This window comes from Paenibacillus sp. JNUCC32 (assembly GCF_014863545.1).
GTDB classification, from domain to species: Bacteria; Bacillota; Bacilli; order Paenibacillales; family Paenibacillaceae; genus Paenibacillus_AQ; species Paenibacillus_AQ lautus_A.
Map to the genome: position 1 here is coordinate 3,334,246 of NZ_CP062260.1, position 19,480 is coordinate 3,353,725.

16 protein-coding genes are annotated in these 19,480 nt (G+C 52.0%); 2 read left to right on the forward strand and 14 right to left on the reverse strand.

The window, feature by feature from the left end; all coding sequences use genetic code 11:
- Nucleotides 1-48 precede the first annotated feature (48 nt).
- The 4 genes from JNUCC32_RS15030 to adhE all read right to left on the reverse strand — a co-directional run bounded on the left by JNUCC32_RS15030 (nt 49) and on the right by adhE (nt 7,578).
- Nucleotides 49-1,407: an ABC transporter substrate-binding protein gene (locus tag JNUCC32_RS15030; protein ID WP_192572508.1), complete on the reverse strand. Its 1,359-nt coding sequence runs from the start codon at nt 1,405-1,407 to the stop codon at nt 49-51.
- A 223-nt stretch (nt 1,408-1,630) separates the two neighbouring features.
- Entirely contained in the window at nt 1,631-2,356 is a 726-nt protein-coding gene (gene pflA / locus JNUCC32_RS15035; protein WP_192572509.1) for a pyruvate formate-lyase-activating protein, read from the reverse strand.
- Nucleotides 2,357-2,399: 43 nt separating this feature from the next.
- A complete protein-coding gene (gene pflB / locus JNUCC32_RS15040; RefSeq protein WP_192572510.1) occupies nt 2,400-4,646 on the reverse strand; it encodes a formate C-acetyltransferase in 2,247 nt (748 codons plus the stop codon).
- Nucleotides 4,647-4,965: 319 nt separating this feature from the next.
- Nucleotides 4,966-7,578 carry a bifunctional acetaldehyde-CoA/alcohol dehydrogenase gene (gene adhE, locus JNUCC32_RS15045; protein ID WP_192572511.1) on the reverse strand — a complete coding sequence of 871 codons (2,613 nt, stop codon included), beginning with the start codon at nt 7,576-7,578 and terminating at the stop codon, nt 4,966-4,968.
- 275 nt (nt 7,579-7,853) lie between these two features.
- Between adhE and JNUCC32_RS15050 the strand changes: the two genes are divergently transcribed.
- Nucleotides 7,854-8,579: a Crp/Fnr family transcriptional regulator gene (locus tag JNUCC32_RS15050; protein WP_009595016.1), complete on the forward strand. Its 726-nt coding sequence runs from the start codon at nt 7,854-7,856 to the stop codon at nt 8,577-8,579.
- 90 nt (nt 8,580-8,669) lie between these two features.
- Complete coding sequence (locus tag JNUCC32_RS15055; RefSeq protein ID WP_009595014.1) at nt 8,670-8,828, forward strand: hypothetical protein; 159 nt, start codon at nt 8,670-8,672, stop codon at nt 8,826-8,828.
- Nucleotides 8,829-9,212: 384 nt separating this feature from the next.
- Here JNUCC32_RS15055 and JNUCC32_RS15060 read toward each other — a convergent pair whose 3' ends face one another.
- The 10 genes from JNUCC32_RS15060 to JNUCC32_RS15105 form a co-directional block, all read right to left on the reverse strand.
- The gene (locus JNUCC32_RS15060) at nt 9,213-10,001 is read right to left on the reverse strand and encodes a formate/nitrite transporter family protein (RefSeq protein WP_192572512.1); all 789 of its coding nucleotides are present in this window, start codon (nt 9,999-10,001) and stop codon (nt 9,213-9,215) included.
- A 47-nt stretch (nt 10,002-10,048) separates the two neighbouring features.
- A complete protein-coding gene (nirD, locus tag JNUCC32_RS15065) occupies nt 10,049-10,366 on the reverse strand; it encodes a nitrite reductase small subunit NirD (RefSeq protein WP_009595012.1) in 318 nt (105 codons plus the stop codon).
- 94 nt (nt 10,367-10,460) lie between these two features.
- Nucleotides 10,461-12,899, reverse strand: coding sequence for a nitrite reductase large subunit NirB (nirB, locus tag JNUCC32_RS15070; RefSeq protein WP_192572513.1), 2,439 nt, complete (start codon nt 12,897-12,899; stop codon nt 10,461-10,463).
- A 178-nt stretch (nt 12,900-13,077) separates the two neighbouring features.
- Nucleotides 13,078-13,755 (reverse strand): hypothetical protein, encoded by a 678-nt coding sequence (locus JNUCC32_RS15075; protein WP_192572514.1) that lies wholly within the window; start codon nt 13,753-13,755, stop codon nt 13,078-13,080.
- Nucleotides 13,756-13,938: 183 nt separating this feature from the next.
- A complete protein-coding gene (locus JNUCC32_RS15080) occupies nt 13,939-14,259 on the reverse strand; it encodes a winged helix-turn-helix transcriptional regulator (protein ID WP_009592832.1) in 321 nt (106 codons plus the stop codon).
- A 154-nt stretch (nt 14,260-14,413) separates the two neighbouring features.
- Nucleotides 14,414-15,076: a uracil-DNA glycosylase gene (locus JNUCC32_RS15085; RefSeq protein WP_192572515.1), complete on the reverse strand. Its 663-nt coding sequence runs from the start codon at nt 15,074-15,076 to the stop codon at nt 14,414-14,416.
- 176 nt (nt 15,077-15,252) lie between these two features.
- Nucleotides 15,253-15,975 carry a ThuA domain-containing protein gene (locus JNUCC32_RS15090; RefSeq protein WP_009592827.1) on the reverse strand — a complete coding sequence of 241 codons (723 nt, stop codon included), beginning with the start codon at nt 15,973-15,975 and terminating at the stop codon, nt 15,253-15,255.
- A 43-nt stretch (nt 15,976-16,018) separates the two neighbouring features.
- Nucleotides 16,019-16,987: a sugar phosphate isomerase/epimerase family protein gene (locus tag JNUCC32_RS15095; protein WP_009592834.1), complete on the reverse strand. Its 969-nt coding sequence runs from the start codon at nt 16,985-16,987 to the stop codon at nt 16,019-16,021.
- 46 nt (nt 16,988-17,033) lie between these two features.
- A complete protein-coding gene (locus tag JNUCC32_RS15100; protein ID WP_015734422.1) occupies nt 17,034-18,119 on the reverse strand; it encodes a Gfo/Idh/MocA family protein in 1,086 nt (361 codons plus the stop codon).
- A gap of 170 nt (nt 18,120-18,289) precedes the next feature.
- Complete coding sequence (locus JNUCC32_RS15105) at nt 18,290-19,390, reverse strand: Gfo/Idh/MocA family protein (RefSeq protein WP_009592824.1); 1,101 nt, start codon at nt 19,388-19,390, stop codon at nt 18,290-18,292.
- Between the last annotated feature and the right edge of the window lie 90 nt (nt 19,391-19,480).

Consider the following 19,480-nt stretch of genomic DNA (forward strand, 5'->3'; position numbering starts at 1 on the left):
ACCCCCATATGCCTTTAGCGGGTGGTGCCCTTTCGTCTGGAATTTTAGTTATTCCTCTGAAGCATTAGCCGCTTCCTGTGCTGCTTGAACATTCTCCAGCATCTTCTCGGCATCGAGCTCGCCGCCGATCACCTGCTGGATTCCCATGCTCAGCGCCGTGTTTACGTCGGCTTGGACAAGCGCATCGAAGGCAGGGAAGGATTTGTTGATTTCGCTGACGCCTTTGAAAATGTCCTGCATCAGCGGATCATCCGACGTGGAATTCATCGTTTCCAGATCCATCTTCATCGCCGGCAGTACTCCGTCTTCCTTGAGCCCGCGCAGCTGCATTTCATCCGTCCACATGTTTTTGATGAATTCTTTAACCGCTTGAAGCTTGCGAGGATCCTCTGCTACCGCCGCCGAGAAGCCATATCCGTTGTTAGCGTCCTGCATGACGATGACAGGGTCGCCTTCATTCACCGGAGGCAAATTGAAATATCCGATCTTGCCGACCATGTCGCCCGCTTGCGCCGGATCTCTAAATACGGAGTTCGCCCACGATCCGTCCATCATCATGACGGCTTCCCCGGTGATGATTTGATTTCTCATGTCCGCGTATTCAAAGCCGAGCTCGCCTTTTTTGAAGTACCCTTTCTCCACCCATTCCTGATGTTTCTTCACGCCTTCCACGACTTTCGGATCGGTCCATTTGGTTTCCCCGGTCTTGAAGCCGTAAGTCACCTCCGCTCCTGCATAATAACTCCACAGGTTATTCGTGGTCATGAGCGGAATCCATGCATCCTTGGAAGATTGCGCGAACGGAATTTTGCCGTCGGCCTTGATGGCTTCGGCGATCTGCTCAAGTTCCGCCAACGTTTTCGGTACGCTCAGACCTTTCTGGGCGAAGTAATCCTTGTTATAGAAAATACCTTCGATGGAACCGCCGATCGGCAAACCATAGATCTTGCCGTCATGCGTGAACGGGTCCAGTGTCGTAAATTTGTCCTTTATGCCGAGCTCATCCAAGATTGGGGTCAAATCGAGCATCAAGCCTTCTTTGGAATATACGCCTGCATCGGGGCTTCCGAATACGTCGAATACTTCCGGCGGCTTGCCGGCAGCCATCTCGCCTCTCAGCTTCTCTTTACGATTCACTTCAGAGTCTACGGCGTCCAGCTTGATTTTAAGCCCGGGCACCGCTTCTTCGGTTTTGCTGACCACATCGTTCAGCAATGCGAGACGGAACTTCTTGGATTCGCCTACTTGCGTATGGCGAATGGTGATTTCAAACGGCTCATTGCTCACCGTTCCTTCCGAGCCGCCTGTCGGCTTTTCTGCCGCCTTGTCACCGCCGCCGCATGCAGACAAAAGCGTGGATGAGACGAACAAAAGCGACATGAATAATGCCAGACCCTTTTTCTTCATTGTCTTTGACCCTCCCGAAGTGTTTGTATATTGATAGGCGCTTTCCTTACATCTTCATTATAGAAAGCGATTCCACTTTACGATAGGTCGATATTTTTCTATCCAAGGGATAATATCCTCTACAAAAAACAATAACCCTTCCATTTTGAGGAAAGGTTATTGTTACTAATGATAACATATTATGTTTAATATTATACAACTAAAATGAGTTCAGAGCCGACGGCTATTTCTCGGGATTTTCGCCAATCAACCGGTAGGCGCGTGCGACTTCTTCCTCGGACGGTGAAGGTACGCCCTCCAACGGATAGGCCATACCGAGCTCCTTCCATTTGTACACGCCCATTTGATGGTATGGCAGGATCTCGAACTTCTCCACGCCGTGCAGCGTGCGGATGAATTGACCGAGCGCCACCAAATCGTCCTCGCTGTCATGGATGCCCGGCACGTAGACGTGCCGGATCCACATGTTCCGACCATGGTCGGACAGCCAGCGGGCGGTCTTCAGCGTCCTTTCATTGGACTTGCCTGTCAGCTTGATGTGCTTCTCGTCGTTGATATGCTTCAGATCAAGGAGGACCAAGTCGGTATGCTCGAGCAATTCCGATATTTTATCCGGCTCGTTATACCCGTTGCTGTCCAGGGTCGTATGCAAATTCCAGCGGCGCTTCACTTCCTTGAACAGCTCCGTGACAAAAGGATACTGCAGCGTCGGCTCACCGCCCGAAACGGTGAGTCCTCCACCCGATGACCGGTAGTAGCTCAGATAAGGCTCAATCTCTCGGAGGACGTCATCCACCGTCATTTCATGTCCTTCATGAAGTCCCCAGGTATCCGGGTTGTGGCAGTATTGACACTTCAGGAGGCAGCCCTGCATGAAGAGCACAAAGCGGATACCCGGACCGTCCACCGTTCCGAACGTTTCTATGGAGTGTACATGACCTTTTAGCATGGTGCGTCATCCTTTCTGTATCCGCTATGGTTGTCTTCCATCCTTACATCGATCCGTGGAAGGTACGGTTAATGACATCGAGCTGCTGTTCGCGCGTCAGTTTGACGAAGTTGACCGCATAGCCGGATACCCGGATGGTTAACTGCGGATAATTCTCCGGATGCTCCATCGCATCGATCAGCTGCTCACGGTCAAACACGTTCACGTTCAAATGGTGGGCCTTGCTGCCAAAGTATCCGTCCAGCATGGCAACCAGATTGTTTACCCGAATGTCGCTTTCTTTGCCCAGGGCTTTCGGCACGATCGAGAACGTATTCGAGATGCCGTCCAGGCTGTCCTCATAAGGCAGCTTGGCTACTGAAGTCAGCGAAGCGAGGGCTCCCTTCTTATCGCGTCCGTGCATCGGGTTTGCGCCCGGCGCAAACGGCTCGCCTGCTTTGCGTCCATCCGGCGTGGTTCCTGTCTTCTTGCCGTATACCACGTTCGACGTAATCGTGAGCACCGATTGGGTCGGCATGGCATCGCGGTAGGCTTTGTGCTTGCGGATCATGCTCATGAAGGCCTCGACCAGTTCAACGGCGATGCCGTCCACGCGGTCGTCGTTGTTGCCGTAGCACGGGAAATCGCCTTCGATTTCAAAATCCACCGCAATCCCTTGCTCATTGCGTACCGGCTTCACCTTCGCATATTTAATCGCGCTCAGCGAATCCGCTGCTACGGACAGGCCCGCTATGCCGCATGCCATCGTCCGCAGGATATCGCGGTCGTGAAGCGCCATTTCAATCCGCTCGTAGCTGTATTTGTCATGCATGTAGTGAATCACGTTGAGGGTATTCATGTAGAGCTTCGCGAGCCATTCCATCATCGGCTTGAAGCGCTTCATGACCTCGTCATAACTCAGAACCTCAGCGGTGATCGCCGGATATTCCGGTCCGACCTGGGCGCCGGATTTCTCATCCTTTCCGCCGTTGATTGCATACAGCAGCGCTTTGGCCAGGTTCGCTCTGGCTCCGAAGAACTGCATCTGCTTCCCGATGCGCATGGCGGATACGCAGCAGGCGATGCCGTAATCGTCCCCATAGATCGGACGCATGAGATCGTCATTCTCATATTGGATCGAGCTCGTTTCGATCGATACCTTCGAACAGTATTTTTTGAAGGCCTCCGGAAGCTTCTCCGACCACAGCACCGTCAAGTTCGGTTCCGGTGCAGGTCCCAGATTGTACAAGGTATGCAGGAAACGGAAGCTGTTCTTGGTTACTCTCGTTTCACCGTTCAACGACATGCCGCCGATGGATTCGGTCACCCACGTCGGATCGCCGCTGAACAGCTCGTTGTAATCCGGCGTACGCAGGAACTTCACGATCCGCAGCTTCATGACAAAATGGTCCACCAGCTCCTGGGCTTTCTCTTCCGTCAGGATGCCTTCAGCCAAATCCCGCTGGATATAAATATCGAGGAAAGAAGATACCCGGCCAAGCGACATGGCAGCGCCGTTTTGCTCCTTGATCGCGGCCAAATAACCGAAATACAGCCATTGGAATGCTTCCTTCGCCGTATTCGCAGGTTTGGAAATGTCAAAGCCGTGCATGCCGGCCATTTCTTTCAGTTCCTTGAGGGCGCGCATTTGTTCGGACAGCTCTTCCCGCAGACGGATCACCGGCTCGTCCATGGCGTCCACTTCAAGCTCGCCGAGTTCTCTCAGTTTGTCCTGGATCAGAGCGTCCACGCCGTATAACGATACTCTGCGGTAGTCGCCGATGATGCGGCCGCGGCCGTATGCATCGGGAAGCCCCGTAATAATCCCGGCTTTGCGCGCTGCTCTCATCTCCGGAGTATAGGCATCGAATACGCCCTGGTTATGCGTTTTGCGGATGCCGTTGAAGATATCCACAACCGCCTGCGGCATTTCGAAGCCGTATGCGTTGCACGCATCAATCATCATCCGGATGCCCCCGAAAGGCTGAATCGAGCGTTTGAACGGCTCGTCGGTCTGCACGCCGACGATCTGTTCTTTATCCTTATCCAAGTAGCCGGGCCGGTGGGAGGTGATGGTCGAAGGCGTATGGACATCCACGTCCAAAACCCCGCCGTTATCCCGCTCCTTCTTGGTTAAATCCGATACGATATCCCACAGTGCCTTGGTGTTGTCCGTAGGTCCCGCCAAGAAATCATCAGAGCCATAATATGGAGTAATATTTTCTGCAATAAAATCGTTAACGTCAACGCGCTTGGTCCATTTACCTGATTTAAAACCTTTCCAGCCAACTTCTTTTTCAATCACCGACATATTGAATCCCTCCTAGATTATGCTGCAGCTTGCAGGGACTGGCGGGGCCACACATTGATCTATCTCAGATCTTAAATGTGATTATTTTCACGATCAATGGCATCTCTGCCCCGCCATGTGCCTTCAAGCTTCTATATCAAAGATCTGAGATTCAGCTTTCTGCTACACCTTTATTGTAGTCCTGTTGATCCGCAGCATCTGTGATAAAAATCACAAAGTTGTGGTTATCCGTGATTTTTATCACTCTGATTCCGGGCTCCCCTGGCTTCTACCACCATTTTTAATGGAATTTAGGATCAGCCTTCTGTCCCATTCCTGTTTAGAAACGTCCATAGAAGGCGTTGCGATATACTTCTGCAAGCTCTGTCACCAGCGGCAGCTTCGGATTGCTGGTCGTGCACTGATCTTCGAAAGCCCGGTCCGCCAAATGCTCGACGTTTCTCTCGAAGTCCTGTGGATCGATGCCCAACTGCTGGAACGATTCCTCGATGCCGAGCTTGCTGTTCAGCTCGCGGATGGCGGCGATCAGGCTGTTTACGCCCTCCTCCGTCGTTCTTGCAGGCAGTCCAAGAATCCGTGCGATCTCGGCATATCTTTCATCGGCCACGAAGTGGGTGTACTTCGGCCATGCCGCGAATTTCGTCGGCTTCTTGGCATTGTAGCGAATGACGTGCGGCATCAGTATGGCATTGGTCCGTCCGTGCGCCGTATGGTACTGTCCGCCCCATTTATGCGCCAGACTATGGTTGATGCCCAGGAACGCGTTCGCAAAGGCCATGCCTGCAAGCGTCGAAGCATTATGCATTTTCTCGCGGGCGAGTTTGTCGCCGGTCAGCGCCGATTGCTCAAGATACTGGAACACCAGCTGTATGGCTTTGATGGCAAGCCCATCCGTGTAATCGCTGGCCATCACCGATACGTAGGCTTCAATCGCATGCGTCAGGACGTCCATGCCGGTATCGGCCACCGCCGTTTTAGGCAAGGTGTACACGAATTCCGGATCGATGATCGCCACGTCCGGCGTCAGCTCATAGTCTGCCAGCGGGTATTTGGTATTTCCCTGCACTTTGTCCGTGATGACGGCAAACGAAGTTACTTCCGAGCCCGTTCCCGACGTTGTCGGAATGGCTACGAATTTCGCCTTTCGTCCCAGCTTCGGATATTTATAGACCCGTTTTCGGATATCCATGAATTTTTGCTTCAGGTTGTTGAAATCCGTATCCGGATATTCATAGAACAGCCACATCGCTTTTGCGGCATCCATAGGCGATCCGCCGCCGAGGGCGATGATGCAGTCCGGCTGAAACCGTTCCAGCATCTCCGTACCCCGTTCTACGGTCGTTGTCGATGGATCCGGCTCGACTTCCGAGAACACCTCGATGGCTACCGGCAGTCTGCGCTGACGCAGGTAATGCTCTACCCGCTCCACATATCCCAGCTTCACCATCATGGGGTCGGTTACGATCGCGACGCGGGTGATGTCAGGCATTTTGGCGAGATACTGCGTCGAGCCTTTTTCAAAGTAAATTTTGTCCGGCACTTTAAACCACTGCATATTCACGGTTCTGCGGTTCACCCTTTTCACGTTGATGAGATTGACGGCCGTCACGTTCGACGACGTGGAATTCCGGCCATACGAACCGCAGCCGAGCGTCAGCGATGGCAGGTTCGTGTTGTAGATATCCCCGATGCCGCCTTGCGAGGAAGGCTGGTTGACCAGGATGCGGCAGGTCTTCATACGATCCGAAAATTTCAGGATGACGTCCTCATTGTGCGAGTGGATGACCGACGAGTGGCCCATGCCGCCAAAAGCTACCATCTCTTCGGCGCGCGCGATGCCCTCTTCCGCATCTTTCACTTTATAGCAGGCCAGCACCGGGCTCAGCTTCTCGGCGGACAACGGATAAGCAGGACCGACTCCCTCCAGCTCGGCGACCAGGATCTTGGTGCTTTCCGGTACCTCAAAGCCGCAAGCCTCGGCAATCTTGGCTGCCGGCTGTCCGACGATGGTAGGATTGACGGCGCATTTATCCGCTACCATGGCATGCGCAGTCAGCTTCGCCAGCTCTTCCTTGTTCACGAAATAACAGCCGCTGGCGATCATTTTTTTCTTCACGGTATGATAGATCGGCTCCTCTATAATGACGGCTTGCTCGGATGCGCAGATCATGCCGTTATCAAACGTCTTGGATAGAATCAAGTCGTTCACCGCTTGATCGAGGTCCGCGCTTTTCTCGATGAAGCACGGCACGTTGCCGGGACCTACGCCGAGGGCAGGCTTGCCGCAGCTGTATGCTGCTTTGACCATCGCCGATCCGCCCGTAGCCAGAATGCAGGCAACGTCAGGATGGTTCATGAGTGTATTGGTTTTATCCATGGAAGGAGCCTCGATCCACTGGATGCAGTCGGCCGGAGCGCCTTGTTTCACGGCGGCGTCCCGCAGGATGAGCGCGGCTTCCCTGCTGCATGCCTGCGCGGATGGATGGAAGCCGAAGATGATCGGATTTCTTGTTTTGATGGAGATCAGCGCCTTGAATATGGTGGTCGAGGTCGGATTGGTTACCGGTGTGATCCCCATGATGATCCCGATCGGCTCCGCAATTTTTTGGAAGCTGTCATAGGCATTGTCTTCGATGATACCTACCGTTTTGTCGTACTTGATGCTGTTGTGGATATACTCCGTGGCAAACAGGTTTTTGATGATTTTGTCTTCATACACGCCGCGGCCCGTTTCTTCAACCGCCATTTTCGCCAGCTGCATGTGCTTCTCAAGTCCGGCCATGGCCATGGCCTGCACAATTCCGTCGACTTGTTCCTGATCGAGTTTCATAAACTTTTCTTTTGCCCGATTCGCCTTGTCGATCAGACCTTGAATGTACTCTGCTGCCGTTTGTCCCTTCACTTCAACCGTTGTTCCTTTGCTCACAGCCATATCTCTCATCCTCCCATGGTTCATGTTCTTTTTTGTCTACGCTTCGATCGTAACACAGACGCTCCTTAAATCATGTGAAATATTTCACAATATTAAAATTTATCTTTTCTGTGTGATTTATACCTGTCTTTTCCCTCTTTCAAGTGAAAGAGATCACAATGTTTGAAAATTCGCCATGATTTCCCTCTTGTTCCGCCCCACAAGTGAATGTTTTCACGTTATAATGTATTTAAAGATTAAACAGATCAAATTTTAGGATGTTAGGGGATACCACCATGAAAACTGTAGACCATGTAATGGAAATCGAAAACTTAGGGAACACCCAGTGCTTCTCGGAACAAAACCGCAACCGTCTGCTGGTCACCATGAAGGAAAGGGTACTCCCTGAAGGATCGCATTTGTTCTGGGAAGGCGACTTCGCCGACAAGCTGTACTTCGTTAAACAAGGAAGAATTAAATTAACCAAATCGACGGATGAAGGCAAAGAGCTTATTCTATATATGTACCATCCAGGAGACATGGTCGGGCAAGCCGATCCATTCTTCAGCAACAACCACAGTTTTTCGGCAGAGGTGCTTGAGGACAGCGTAGTCGGGGTCATCGAGCACAAGGACCTTGAGCTATTGATCTGCCAGCATTGCGACTTCGCGATTGATTTCATGAAGTGGATGGGTATACACCACCGCATCACGCAGACCAAATTCCGTGATCTCATGATGTACGGCAAGCCCGGCGCATTAACGTCGACGCTGATTCGTCTGGGCAATACCTACGGGCAGCATCAAGAGGATGGCACCATTCTCATCAACAAAAAGATCACCCACACCGATCTTTCGAACATGATCGGGGCCACCCGCGAAAGCGTGAACCGGATGCTAAGCGACCTTCGCAAAAAGGACGCCATCGAATATGCCGGCGGCATGATTGTTATCAAAGATCTGCCGATGCTGCAGGAAATATGCCACTGCGAGCTGTGTCCGAACGAAATCTGCCGGATTTGATCCGCCTAAAGCCCCTTCGGTGCATAATATATGGGCATCTGCTTACAATAAGCCTTGTCTTTCCAATCCAAATCAAAGGGAGTGCTCAGCATGCGTGAAGGTTTGATTCCTGCAGTTCTTGGAACCGTGGTTTCTGCTTCGGGTGCCGCTCTGCTTTGCAGCAGGTATAAATTCGCTGCAACCGGTATTCTAGGCTTCGGACTGGCTCATATGGTGCTTGGTGCGATCGACCTGGTGGAACATCGGTAAACGATTTGGAAGGCAAGATTCTCACGGCTGTCCTTTCAGTTCAATGACTGAGGAGGACAGCTTATTTATGCTGTTGCCCTCCTGCTCCCTTCAGCGATGACATCTCCAAAAAAAGCGGATTTCCCAAAAGAACATTACATCTGACGGGGAGCCCACTATTTCTGTTTGGGGACGTTCCGTGTGCGCATCGTTCCTCCCATTGCCTTTGTCCCAAATTTCTTGGAATGGTTGTATCGTATACAAAAAAAGAAACCGTTGCTTGGCGAATGGACGAATGACAGACCATTTAACCAAGAACGGTTTCTTTGTTTATTCACCAGGTTGGACTTTCTCTGGCAATGAACTAGAAGGATGGAATTCCTCCGTTTCACCGCCTATCACAGCTTACTTTTGCTTGTTCCCTTTTCCCGAAGAGATAAACCAGTAAGCCATGCCTACAAACAACCCGCCGCCAATGATATTCCCCAGCGTGACCGGCACCATGTTGTTGATCCAGCCGCCGATGGATACCGTCTCGGGATGTCCCGGCAATATCGTCGCCAGCGTCAGAAGCGACATGTTCGCTACGCTATGCTCATACCCTGTCGCAATGAAGGCAAACAGGCACCACCATATTAAAATCAGTTTCGTGGTTTCTCCTTTGGCCCGAATCCCCATCCACAGGGCCAGACATACAAGCCAGTTACATAATATGCCTCTAAAAAACAGCTCCATGAACGGATCGTTCATTTTCTTGGCCGCTGCCGTGAAGATGAGATGATCGGGCGGCAGCCCTTTGAACAGGCCGGAAGCGTAAACCAGATAGCTGAGCAGGATCGCTCCCGCCAAATTGCCGATAAACACAAGGCCCCAGTTTTTCAGCGTGTCCCCCATCGTCGTTCGTTTGGATAACGTGCTTATCGTAAAAAACATATGATTTCCGGTGAACAGCTCTGAACCGGCAAACACAACCAACGTGAGCGCAATCCCGAATGCGGCTCCCATGACGAGGGACTGGAAAGGCGAACCGGCGGCTGCCAGCGGCGCGCCCAGCTTAAAGATTAATACGATCCCAATGCCGACATAAGCGCCGGCCAGCATGGCCGATACCATGTAGCGCAGCAAGTTGTTGTTCATCTGCTCTTTTTTGGCGACCGCGGCATTGACGACGGCTTCCACATCATTGTTAAACATGGGTTACCACCTCTTGGTTTCGTCTGTTGAAGCTGCTTATTACGGCCTTATACACCTACCTCAACCTTTCCGTCCACGGCGCGAACCGGATATATCCGAACTTGGCCCTTATCCGGAGCCTGCACAAGCCCTGTCGAAAGCTCGATCTTCCAATCGTATAACGGATCGTAAATGTAATGCCCGGATACGATGGCTTCGGCTAACGGACCTCCTTTTGGATGCGGGCTTTTATTCTCCAAAGCAAACCATTGATGATCCGAGGTCCGGAAGACGGCAATCTCCCGGTCACCGATTTGGACCACCCTTCCGAGTTGCGACAGAAATTCATGTTCATTCCCTACCGTGATATAAGTTCCGGTTTCCATAATGCGCAGCCTCCACTTCTCTTGTTCGATTCCTATCCAAGCAATTAGCTCTCTATAATCCGGCAGCCGAGGGGGGAACCGTTCTCCCCCTCGATTACTTGCTGCCGACCGGTCTTGCGTCCTGGAACAGCGTATTGCGCAGCTTATCGTCGTTCAGCACTTTCTTCCACGGATCTTCCACTTGCTGCAGGGCCAGCTCAATTCTTTCCACCAGCTCCTTACGCTGTTTAGCATCATCAAGGACCGCCGCACGGATTTGTTCCAGTCCCAGACGCTCTACCCATTCCGACGTTCTCTCGAGGTACTTGCCGGTTTCACGGTAGTACTGCATCAAGGCGCCGCAGATCTCGATCAGCTCCTCGTCCGTTTTCACTTTACAGTACGAATCGGCCAGGCGTGCCTTCGTTCCGCCGTTGCCTCCGACGAATATCTCCCATCCGCCGTTATTGCCGACGATCCCGATGTCCTTCGTGCACGATTCGGCACAATTTCGCGGACATCCGTTGACCGCCATTTTAAACTTCGCCGGAAAATCCAGCCGCTCGAATTTCTCCTCGAGGAATGCACCCATGCCCATCGAATCCTGCGTGCCGAAGCGGCAGAATTGGGAGCCTACGCAGGTCTTGACGGTCCGCAGCGATTTGGCATAAGCATAACCGGACGGCATATCCAGCTCTTCCCATACGCTTGGCAGATCTTCCTTCTTCACGCCGATCAGATCCAGTCGCTGTCCGCCGGTTACCTTAACGACCTTAACATTGTACTTAAGCGATACGTCCGCAATTTTCTTCAAATCCTCCGGCGTGGTAACGCCGCCGTACATTCTTGGCACTACCGTGTAAGTGCCGTCTTTCTGAATGTTGGCGTTCATCCGCTCGTTGACGAAGCGGGACTCCCTCTCCTCCTGATGGGTCACCGGATTCAGCATCGCCAGATAATAATGGATGGCGGGACGGCATTTCGAGCAGCCCTCAGGGTTGCTGAAGTTCAGAACATGCATGACTTCCTTCGTCGTAGTCAGCCCCTTGGCGCTGATTTCGGCGACGATTTCGTCCCGGTCGAGCGTGGTGCACGAACATATGCCTTGTTTGCCTGCCGTCTTAAAGCCATCGCCCAGTACGCTCTGAAGGATTTGCTCCACGACTGGCTTGCAGCCTCCGCAAGAACGGGTCGCTCCCGTGCAAGCTTTGATTTCGTCCACCGTCGTGAGGCCTTGAAGCGTCACGGCATCCACAATGGCCTTTTTGGTTACGCCGTTGCAGCCGCAGACGATTTCATCGTCGGGCATCTTATCCAGCGAGAAGGCCTTGCCGCTTCCTTTCCCTGCACATTCGGTGCCCATGATCGACTGATAGATCTCCTCGGTCATGGCCGTCTTTTTGCGTATCATGGATTGAAGGCTGGCCGAATCGCTGACATCCCCGAACAATATCGCGCCGACGATGATATTGTCGCGCAGCAGGATTTTCTTATAAGTCTTGCGCCAATCGTCCTTTGCCGCGATCACCGAGTGCTCAGCCTGCTCCATGAATTCTCCTGCGGAGAATACATCAACGCCGCTGATTTTCAGTTTCGTCGATACGATGCTGCCCTCGTAAGGCTGGCCGTCCACGCCGCAGAGATGCTTGGCAAGAACCTGTCCCTGCTCGAACAACGGCGCAACCAGGCCGTAGCATGCCCCCCGATGCTCGCAGCATTCGCCGACCGCATACACATCCGGCCAGGAGGTCTGAAGATAATCGTTGACTACGATTCCCCGGTTCACTTCGATACCGCTCGCTTGGGCGGCAGCAACGTTCGCTCTGATCCCCACGGCCATGACCACGAGTTCCGCTTCAAGCTCATCCCCATCTTTGAACCGCAGCCCCGTGACCCTCTCATCGCCCATGATTTCCGTGGTTTGTTTGCCTAATAAGAACCGGATGCCCTGCCGCTCCAGCTCCCTTTGCAGCATCCCCGATGCCATGGAATCCAGCTGGCTCTCCATCAAATCCTGCATGAGATGAACCACCGTCACCTCCATGCCCAGGCTGACCAATCCCTTAGCGGCTTCCAGACCCAGCAGCCCTCCGCCGATGACGGCCGCTTTCTTGTATGCCTTGGCGGCTTGAAGCATCTGCGTGCAGTCGGCGATGTTTCGAAATCCGATAACTCCCTCTTTATCACTGCCCGGTACAGGCAATATAAAAGGTTTCGAACCTGTAGCTATAATCACTTTGTCATAAGGAACCGTCAATCCGTTATCGGCCGTCACTACCTTGCGCTCCCCGTCGATGGCGGTGACGGTCACCCCCGTATGCAGGGTGATCTGATTGTCCTCGTACCATTTCCAGTCATTCAATACAATGTCGTCCAAGGTTTTGCTGCCTTCCAGCACATAGGACAGCATAATGCGATTGTAGTTCGGGTGAGGCTCCTGTCCAATGACGGTGATGTCAAATTTCCCACCCAATTTAATGATTTGCTCGACCGTGCTTATGCCTGCAATACCGTTGCCAATGACAACCAACTTATCTCTCTTTATATTGGACATCGTTTGATTCCTCCCCAACACGTGATCTTGTGCTCGTGTATTCCACTGCTTACAAGTAAATTATATCGTGTAAAGGCATATATTTTTGTGATTTATTTCACATTGATCTTTAAAATTTAAATAAAAATACCAAATAACCCTGTCCGATTGGAACAAGGTTATCCTAAAAAGCCGCATGCTATATGATTTCGGCTTCCATATAGGCTCGTTCGCCGCCGGGCACTTTTAAATAGGGACGAATTCCGGCAAATCCCCCCGCATCCAGGTTCACCCCGGTCATCCAATTCCCCTCCAAAAGGCCTCCTTCCGACTGCATGATGACGGCAGGCGCCTCGATATGCTCCTGGTACAGTACGATGCCGGCCTGAATGGTCTTATAGGCTTTTCCTTGCTGCACCAAAGGTAAGGCACTAATATACGTAGGCACAAAATAATGGGCGATCACGTCCAGCTCCTCCCCGTCGAAGAACGCTTCGCTGCCGAGGAAGGGATGCAGCATCACGATTTTCTCGTAGAGCGACCAGATGATCATATGCAGGAATCTTCCCATCCGTCCCTTATTTTGCTCGGAAGACGAATTCAATGTTTCGGTTTCATAACCAATGAACTTCCATCCGCCGGGAGCCTTGACCCACTTCTGGAACATGTCGACCCGAGCTGTGCCGTCTTGGCTAAGGGATGCTACAGCGTCTGGGCTTGTTCCACACACGGCCGACCATAGTGTTTCCGGTACATACTGGCTCAGCACCCGCTTGGTTTTCTCAAATATATGAAGCACTTGTAATGAAGCGTTTTCAAGCTCTGAGATGTCCTCTTGTCCATAATGGAACCGGGAGATATTCGTTCGCTTGATCATGGGCTCGCCTCCTTGATATGCCGCCTGGATTATTACATCATATAGAAGGTGCGTCAGCTTGGTGCATGTCCGGATATTTTTGCAGGACGAAACGAAAAATCAGCCATTCTGGTTAGAAAAAAAACCCTGAAATGAGGATATCTCATGCCAGGGTTTAATCGTCAACGGGAGTCTTAAGATGACTCATCTGTCGACCCATTGTTCTGCCCAGGATGAAATTTGCTCCATCACCGGACGCAGTGCTTTGCCTTTTTCAGTCAGTTCATATTCAATACGTACCGGAGTTTCCGGATAGACATGACGAATCAGTATGCCTTCGCATTCCAAATCCTTCATCCGCTCGGAGAGCATTTTATCGCTCATGGACGGAATCAAATTCGAAATATCCTTAAAGCGCTTAGGCCCGCTCATCAGCGTTTGAATAATCAAGCCATTCCACCGTTTGCCCAGAAAAGAAAAGGCCGATTCGAAACGGGGACACATCGTAACATTTGTAACTTCCATATCCCTTCACCTCTTTACGAAGTCACCTTGTTTATAGAAACTCATAAGCTTACCCAAAAATCTAGAAAACTTACGAATTGTAAGTATGTTTCATTTTAGCATATTTTCGAGAAGCTGAAAACCTCCTAGCCCCTTTTTCCCAGAAAATCAGCGCTTATCCCCCTAATATCCGAGCCAAAATATCCAAATCGTCCTCAATCAAAGTGGATAATTTCCTATTATACAGCACCGCCGCTGGATGGAACAGAGGGAATATCTTATAGGTCTCCGGTGAAAAAACATAGCCTGCTCCGGGATTTTCCGGATCTGCCGCTTGCTGAACCGGGCCCTCCATCAGCTTGCCGTGCAGCGACGTCACCGTTTCATGGCTTCCGATTAACCGGTGCAGCGCCGTATTTCCCATCGGTGCCAGGATGTCCGGGCGGACCCATCGGATCTCTTCATCAAGCAAAGGCGCATGCGCCAAAATTTCCGCCTTGGTCGGCGTGCGATTCGATCGGCTGATGACATTCTCGCCCGAAGGCCTCACGAGCACTTTATCCTTGTAGGGCCTGCTTCGCATGGCACTGGTAATATATACCTGGTCCCGCGTCAGTTTCAGACGTTCCAGGTACGCGTTCATCTCTTGTCCGGCCTGCCCTACGAAAGGTTTGCCTTCCAAAACTTCATGAGCCCCGGGCGCTTCCCCGATGAACATGATTTTCGCAAAGCGGACTCCCCTTCCGAGCAGGAAGCCCTCAACGGGTTGATGGACGAGCCTGGCCCGGCATATGGCGATGATTGCGGGATCTACAGGTGCGCTTTGTACTTCGTTCATGTGTACAGCCCCCCTCTCCTATATCATACAATACCCCATATTCACGTATATTCTATCCCCAGCCGGCAAAAACATTTCGAAAAAGCAGCCCCAACATACCAAAAAAACGAGCCGAACAAGGACTGTACCTTGAACGGCTCGTTCGTTGATGATTAAGATAATGCGCTGTTTATAGCTTAGACTAAAACGGGAAGCGCGCGAACCGGCTGACTGTTGCCGAACGTTTGCTTGCCTGCCGTGGAATGAGCCCAGTTAATCGCATTGGAGATCACTTTCAGCACTTCGGGGTTGTAGTAGGTTGGATAGGTCTCATGCCCTGGACGGAAGTAAAAAATGTTCCCATGCCCGCGTTTGAATGTGCATCCGCTGCGGAACACTTCCCCGCCCTCGAAATTGCTGACGAATACCAGCTCATCGGGGGCCGGAATGTCAAAGAACTCCCCGTACATTTCCTCGTGCTCGATGATGATCGGTCCCGTAATTCCCGCCGCAATCGGATGCGTCGGATTCACGCTCCAAATAATTTCCTGTTCTCCTGCTTCGCGCCACTTCAAATCGCAGCTCGTGCCCATCAAAGCTTTGAACGGTTTGGAAAAATGTCCGGAATGGAGAACGATCAGTCCCATACCATCCTGCACGCGTTTTACGACCTTGCTTACGATTTCGTCACTTACCTGGTCATGAGCCATATGCCCCCACCACAACAGCACATCGGTTGAATCCAGTACATCGTCCGTCAATCCATGCTCCGGCTGGTCGAGCGTTGCCGTTCTAATGATGAAATCCGGATTTTGCAGACCCTCCGCCAAAGCTGTGTGAATGCCCGTCGGATAAACGCTCCGAACCTCATCATGGATTTTCTCGTGCACGAATTCATTCCATATGGTTACGTTAAGCATGTTGCTGTTCCCCCTAATTGCTTATTCGTTATTCTCTACGCTGTTAGACCCACCACATTTCTCCGAGCGGCTCTTCGATCAGCACTTGCTGAAGGTTTTGCACCGCTTTGGAGAAGCCTTCTTCAACGGACATCAGTCCGTCTTCATGTTCAATGCTCACGACATAGTCATATCCAACCAGGCGAAGAGCACTCATCATATCCGCCCATTCCTTCACATCGTGTCCGTAACCTACGCTGCGGAACTGCCAAGCGCGATCCAGCATGTTCGCATACGACTGCATATCCGTGAGACCGTGTTTGTTCACGTTAATCGGATCAATGCTAGTATCCTTCGCATGGAAGTGGTGGATCGCTCCTTCGCGGCCCAAAATTTGAATCGCTTGAACAGGGTCAATCCCTTGCCACCACATGTGGCTCGGATCCAGGTTGGCACCGATCACTTCGCCTGCGGCTTCGCGCAAACGGAGCAGCGTGCCCGGCGTGTGAACGGAGAAGCCGCCGTGCAGTTCCAAACCAATTTTGACATTGCGGTCTGCCGCAAATTTACCCCACTCGGTCCAATAAGGAATGACCTTGTTATCCCACTGCCAAGTCAGGATCTCTTGATAGTCGTTAGGCCAAGGCGCTACCGGCCAGTTCGGGTATTTGGCATCCTCGTGGTCGCCTGGGCAGCCGGAGAATGTGTTGACAACAGGTACTTCAAGCTTTTCGGCAAGCTCCACCGTTTTTACGTATGTGTCATGGAATTCTTTAGCGATTGCCTTTTGCGGATGAAGCGGATTGCCGTGGCAGCTCAGTGCGCTAATGATCAGCCCGCGGGATTCCACCGCGTTTTTGAAGTTTTTCAGCGCGGTTTCATTCTCCAGCAGCTCGACCGGGTTGCAATGTGCATTTCCGGGATAACCGCCTGTTCCGATTTCAACTGCTTTAAGGCCCTTGGATGCCACGTAGTCCAATGCATCCTCCAGTTTACGTCCACTCAGCAATACCATAAATACGCCTAATTTCATTGTATAACCTCCTGGTTTGGCTTAGTCATCATATTGATTGCAAGATTTAGTTGTCGAAATAAACCGCTTTACCCGTCTTCGCCGATTCATAGATCGCTTCCAGGATTTGCGTCACCACAAACGCCTGCTCCGGCTTAACGACCGGATCCTTATCCTCTATAATCGCTTCAAGCCACATTCTTGCTTCACGGTCCGAGTCGTTTTCCTTGGAGCCCGAATAGAAAGCTACACCGCCGGCGTTCAGATCCACTTTGGTTTCATACAGTCTGCTCATTTTCTCGCCGTTGATGCGCAAGCCGTCTTTCATGTCGGCTCCGCCTTCGGTTCCCGCCAGAACGGCTTTCGCTTCGCCGATCTCCAGGACGTTAAGCGCCCAGCTGGATTCCAGAACGATCGTAGCGCCGTTCTCCATCGTAATAAATCCGAATGCCGAATCCTCTACCGTGAATTCCTTCGGATCCCACGGACCGAACGCATTCGCCGCATTCTCGCGCTGACCCAATTTATGGAACGTGGATCCCAGCACGCTTTTCGGCTTGTAATTGTCCATCAGCCACAAGGTCAAATCCAGCGCATGGGTTCCGATATCGATCAACGGACCTCCGCCTTGCTTCTCCTCGTCAAGGAATACGCCCCAAGTCGGAACGGCACGGCGGCGGATGGCCAAGGCTTTACCGTAGTAGATCTCGCCCAGCTCGCCTTCCTCGCAGATCCCCTTCAAATACATGCTGTCGTCCCGGAAACGGTTGTTATAACCGATGGTCAGTTTTTTGCCTGTGCGCTTTGCGGCGTCCAGCATGGCCTGTGCTTCGGAAACCGTTTTTGCCATCGGCTTCTCGCACATCACGTGCTTGCCGGCTTCCAGGGATGCTACCGTGATTTCGGAGTGCGAATCGTTCGGCGTACATACATGGATGACGTCAATGCTGCCGTCTTTCAGCAATTCCCTGAAATCCGTGTACACTTTAGCGCCTTCAACCCCATATTCGGCTGCTGCCTTCTGCGCACGCTCTTCCACGATGTCGCAAAAAGCGACCAATTCAGCCTGCGCCTGCTTCTTCAAGCTCGGCATATGCTTGCCGTTGGCGATTCCACCGCAGCCGATAATTCCGATTTTCAACGTGTTCGACATGTCCATTTCCTCCCCATACTGTTGATCTTATTGGAGCTGTCCCAATATTAGTGCAACGCTTTCATGCGGATCGCCGGGCAAGAGCTCATCATCCTGCCAGATCCGTCAGAAGCTGGTTTGCCTGTTGTTCATAACCAGTTTACAAGAATATGGACCAGGCTTCCAGTTCCCTATTCTGCCGATTCGGCCTGCTGAGGTGCCGGAAGTTTGCCATAACGGTACGTGCTTTGCAGAACGATATGCCTGCCCTCCAGCGAAGACTGCTGAAAGGACTGCATGATCTCCAGCACGTGATAAGCCAAGCGCCCGCTTACGCGATGGTCCTTCTGCTCATGAATCGATTGGATCATATCATGGATGCCCAGACCCCGCTCGTTCTTCCCGCATTCGAAGGCGGGCTCAAGCAATTCCCATTCCTCGGAGCCGTGCTTGCGCAGCTTCACTTCCCCGTTGAAGTAGTTCGGATCGCCGAGACTCAGGCTGCCCTGCGTGCCGTAGATTTCGATCCAGGGCAGATTGGACCCGCCAAAGATATCGAAACTGGTAATCATGGTTGCAATGGCACCGTTCTCAAAATCCAGCGTCCCTGCCAAATGCGTCGGCGTCTGAACCGTGATCGGCTTTCCTTGAAGCGGGCCGGAGCCGACGGAACGGTCCGGGATCTGGATGCCTGTGGATGCGCTGATCCGGCTTGCGGGACCCAGCAGCTCTACCAGGGCCGACACATAATAAGGTCCCATGTCCATCATTGGACCTCCGCCCGACGCGTAAAAAAATTCGGGATTGGGATGCCATGCTTCCGGTCCAGCCCCCATCATAAACGCCGTTGCGGCAACAGGTCTGCCGATCAGCCCGGATTCAATGGCCGCTTTGGCCGTCTGTACGCCGGAGCCTAGGAACGTATCCGGTGCGCAGCCGACGCGAAGCCCCTTCTGATCCGCGATATTCAGAACGCGGCGGGCTTCGTCAAGGGTTATGGCCAGCGGTTTTTCACTATAGACATGCTTTCCTGCTTCCAGGGAGGCGATATCGACATTGGCATGGCTGGCCGGAATGGTCAAATTAATAATAAATTCAATATCCGTCTGTGCGAGCATCTCCTCAACCGTGTATACGTTCGGGATGTTGAACTCTTCCGCTTTCGCTTTGGCGTTGTCCGGAATGAGATCGGCACATGCCACGATTTCAACCCAAGGGCTGTTTTTCAAGTTCGTGAAGTATACGCCGCTGATGGTTCCGCAGCCAATTATACCTGCTCTCATTTTTTTCATTGATGTCACTCCTTGAACCAATAGATGTGCTCGGACTAGTACAATGGTATTCTTTTATGCTTTCGTTTAAAATGAAGAATATGATTAAAA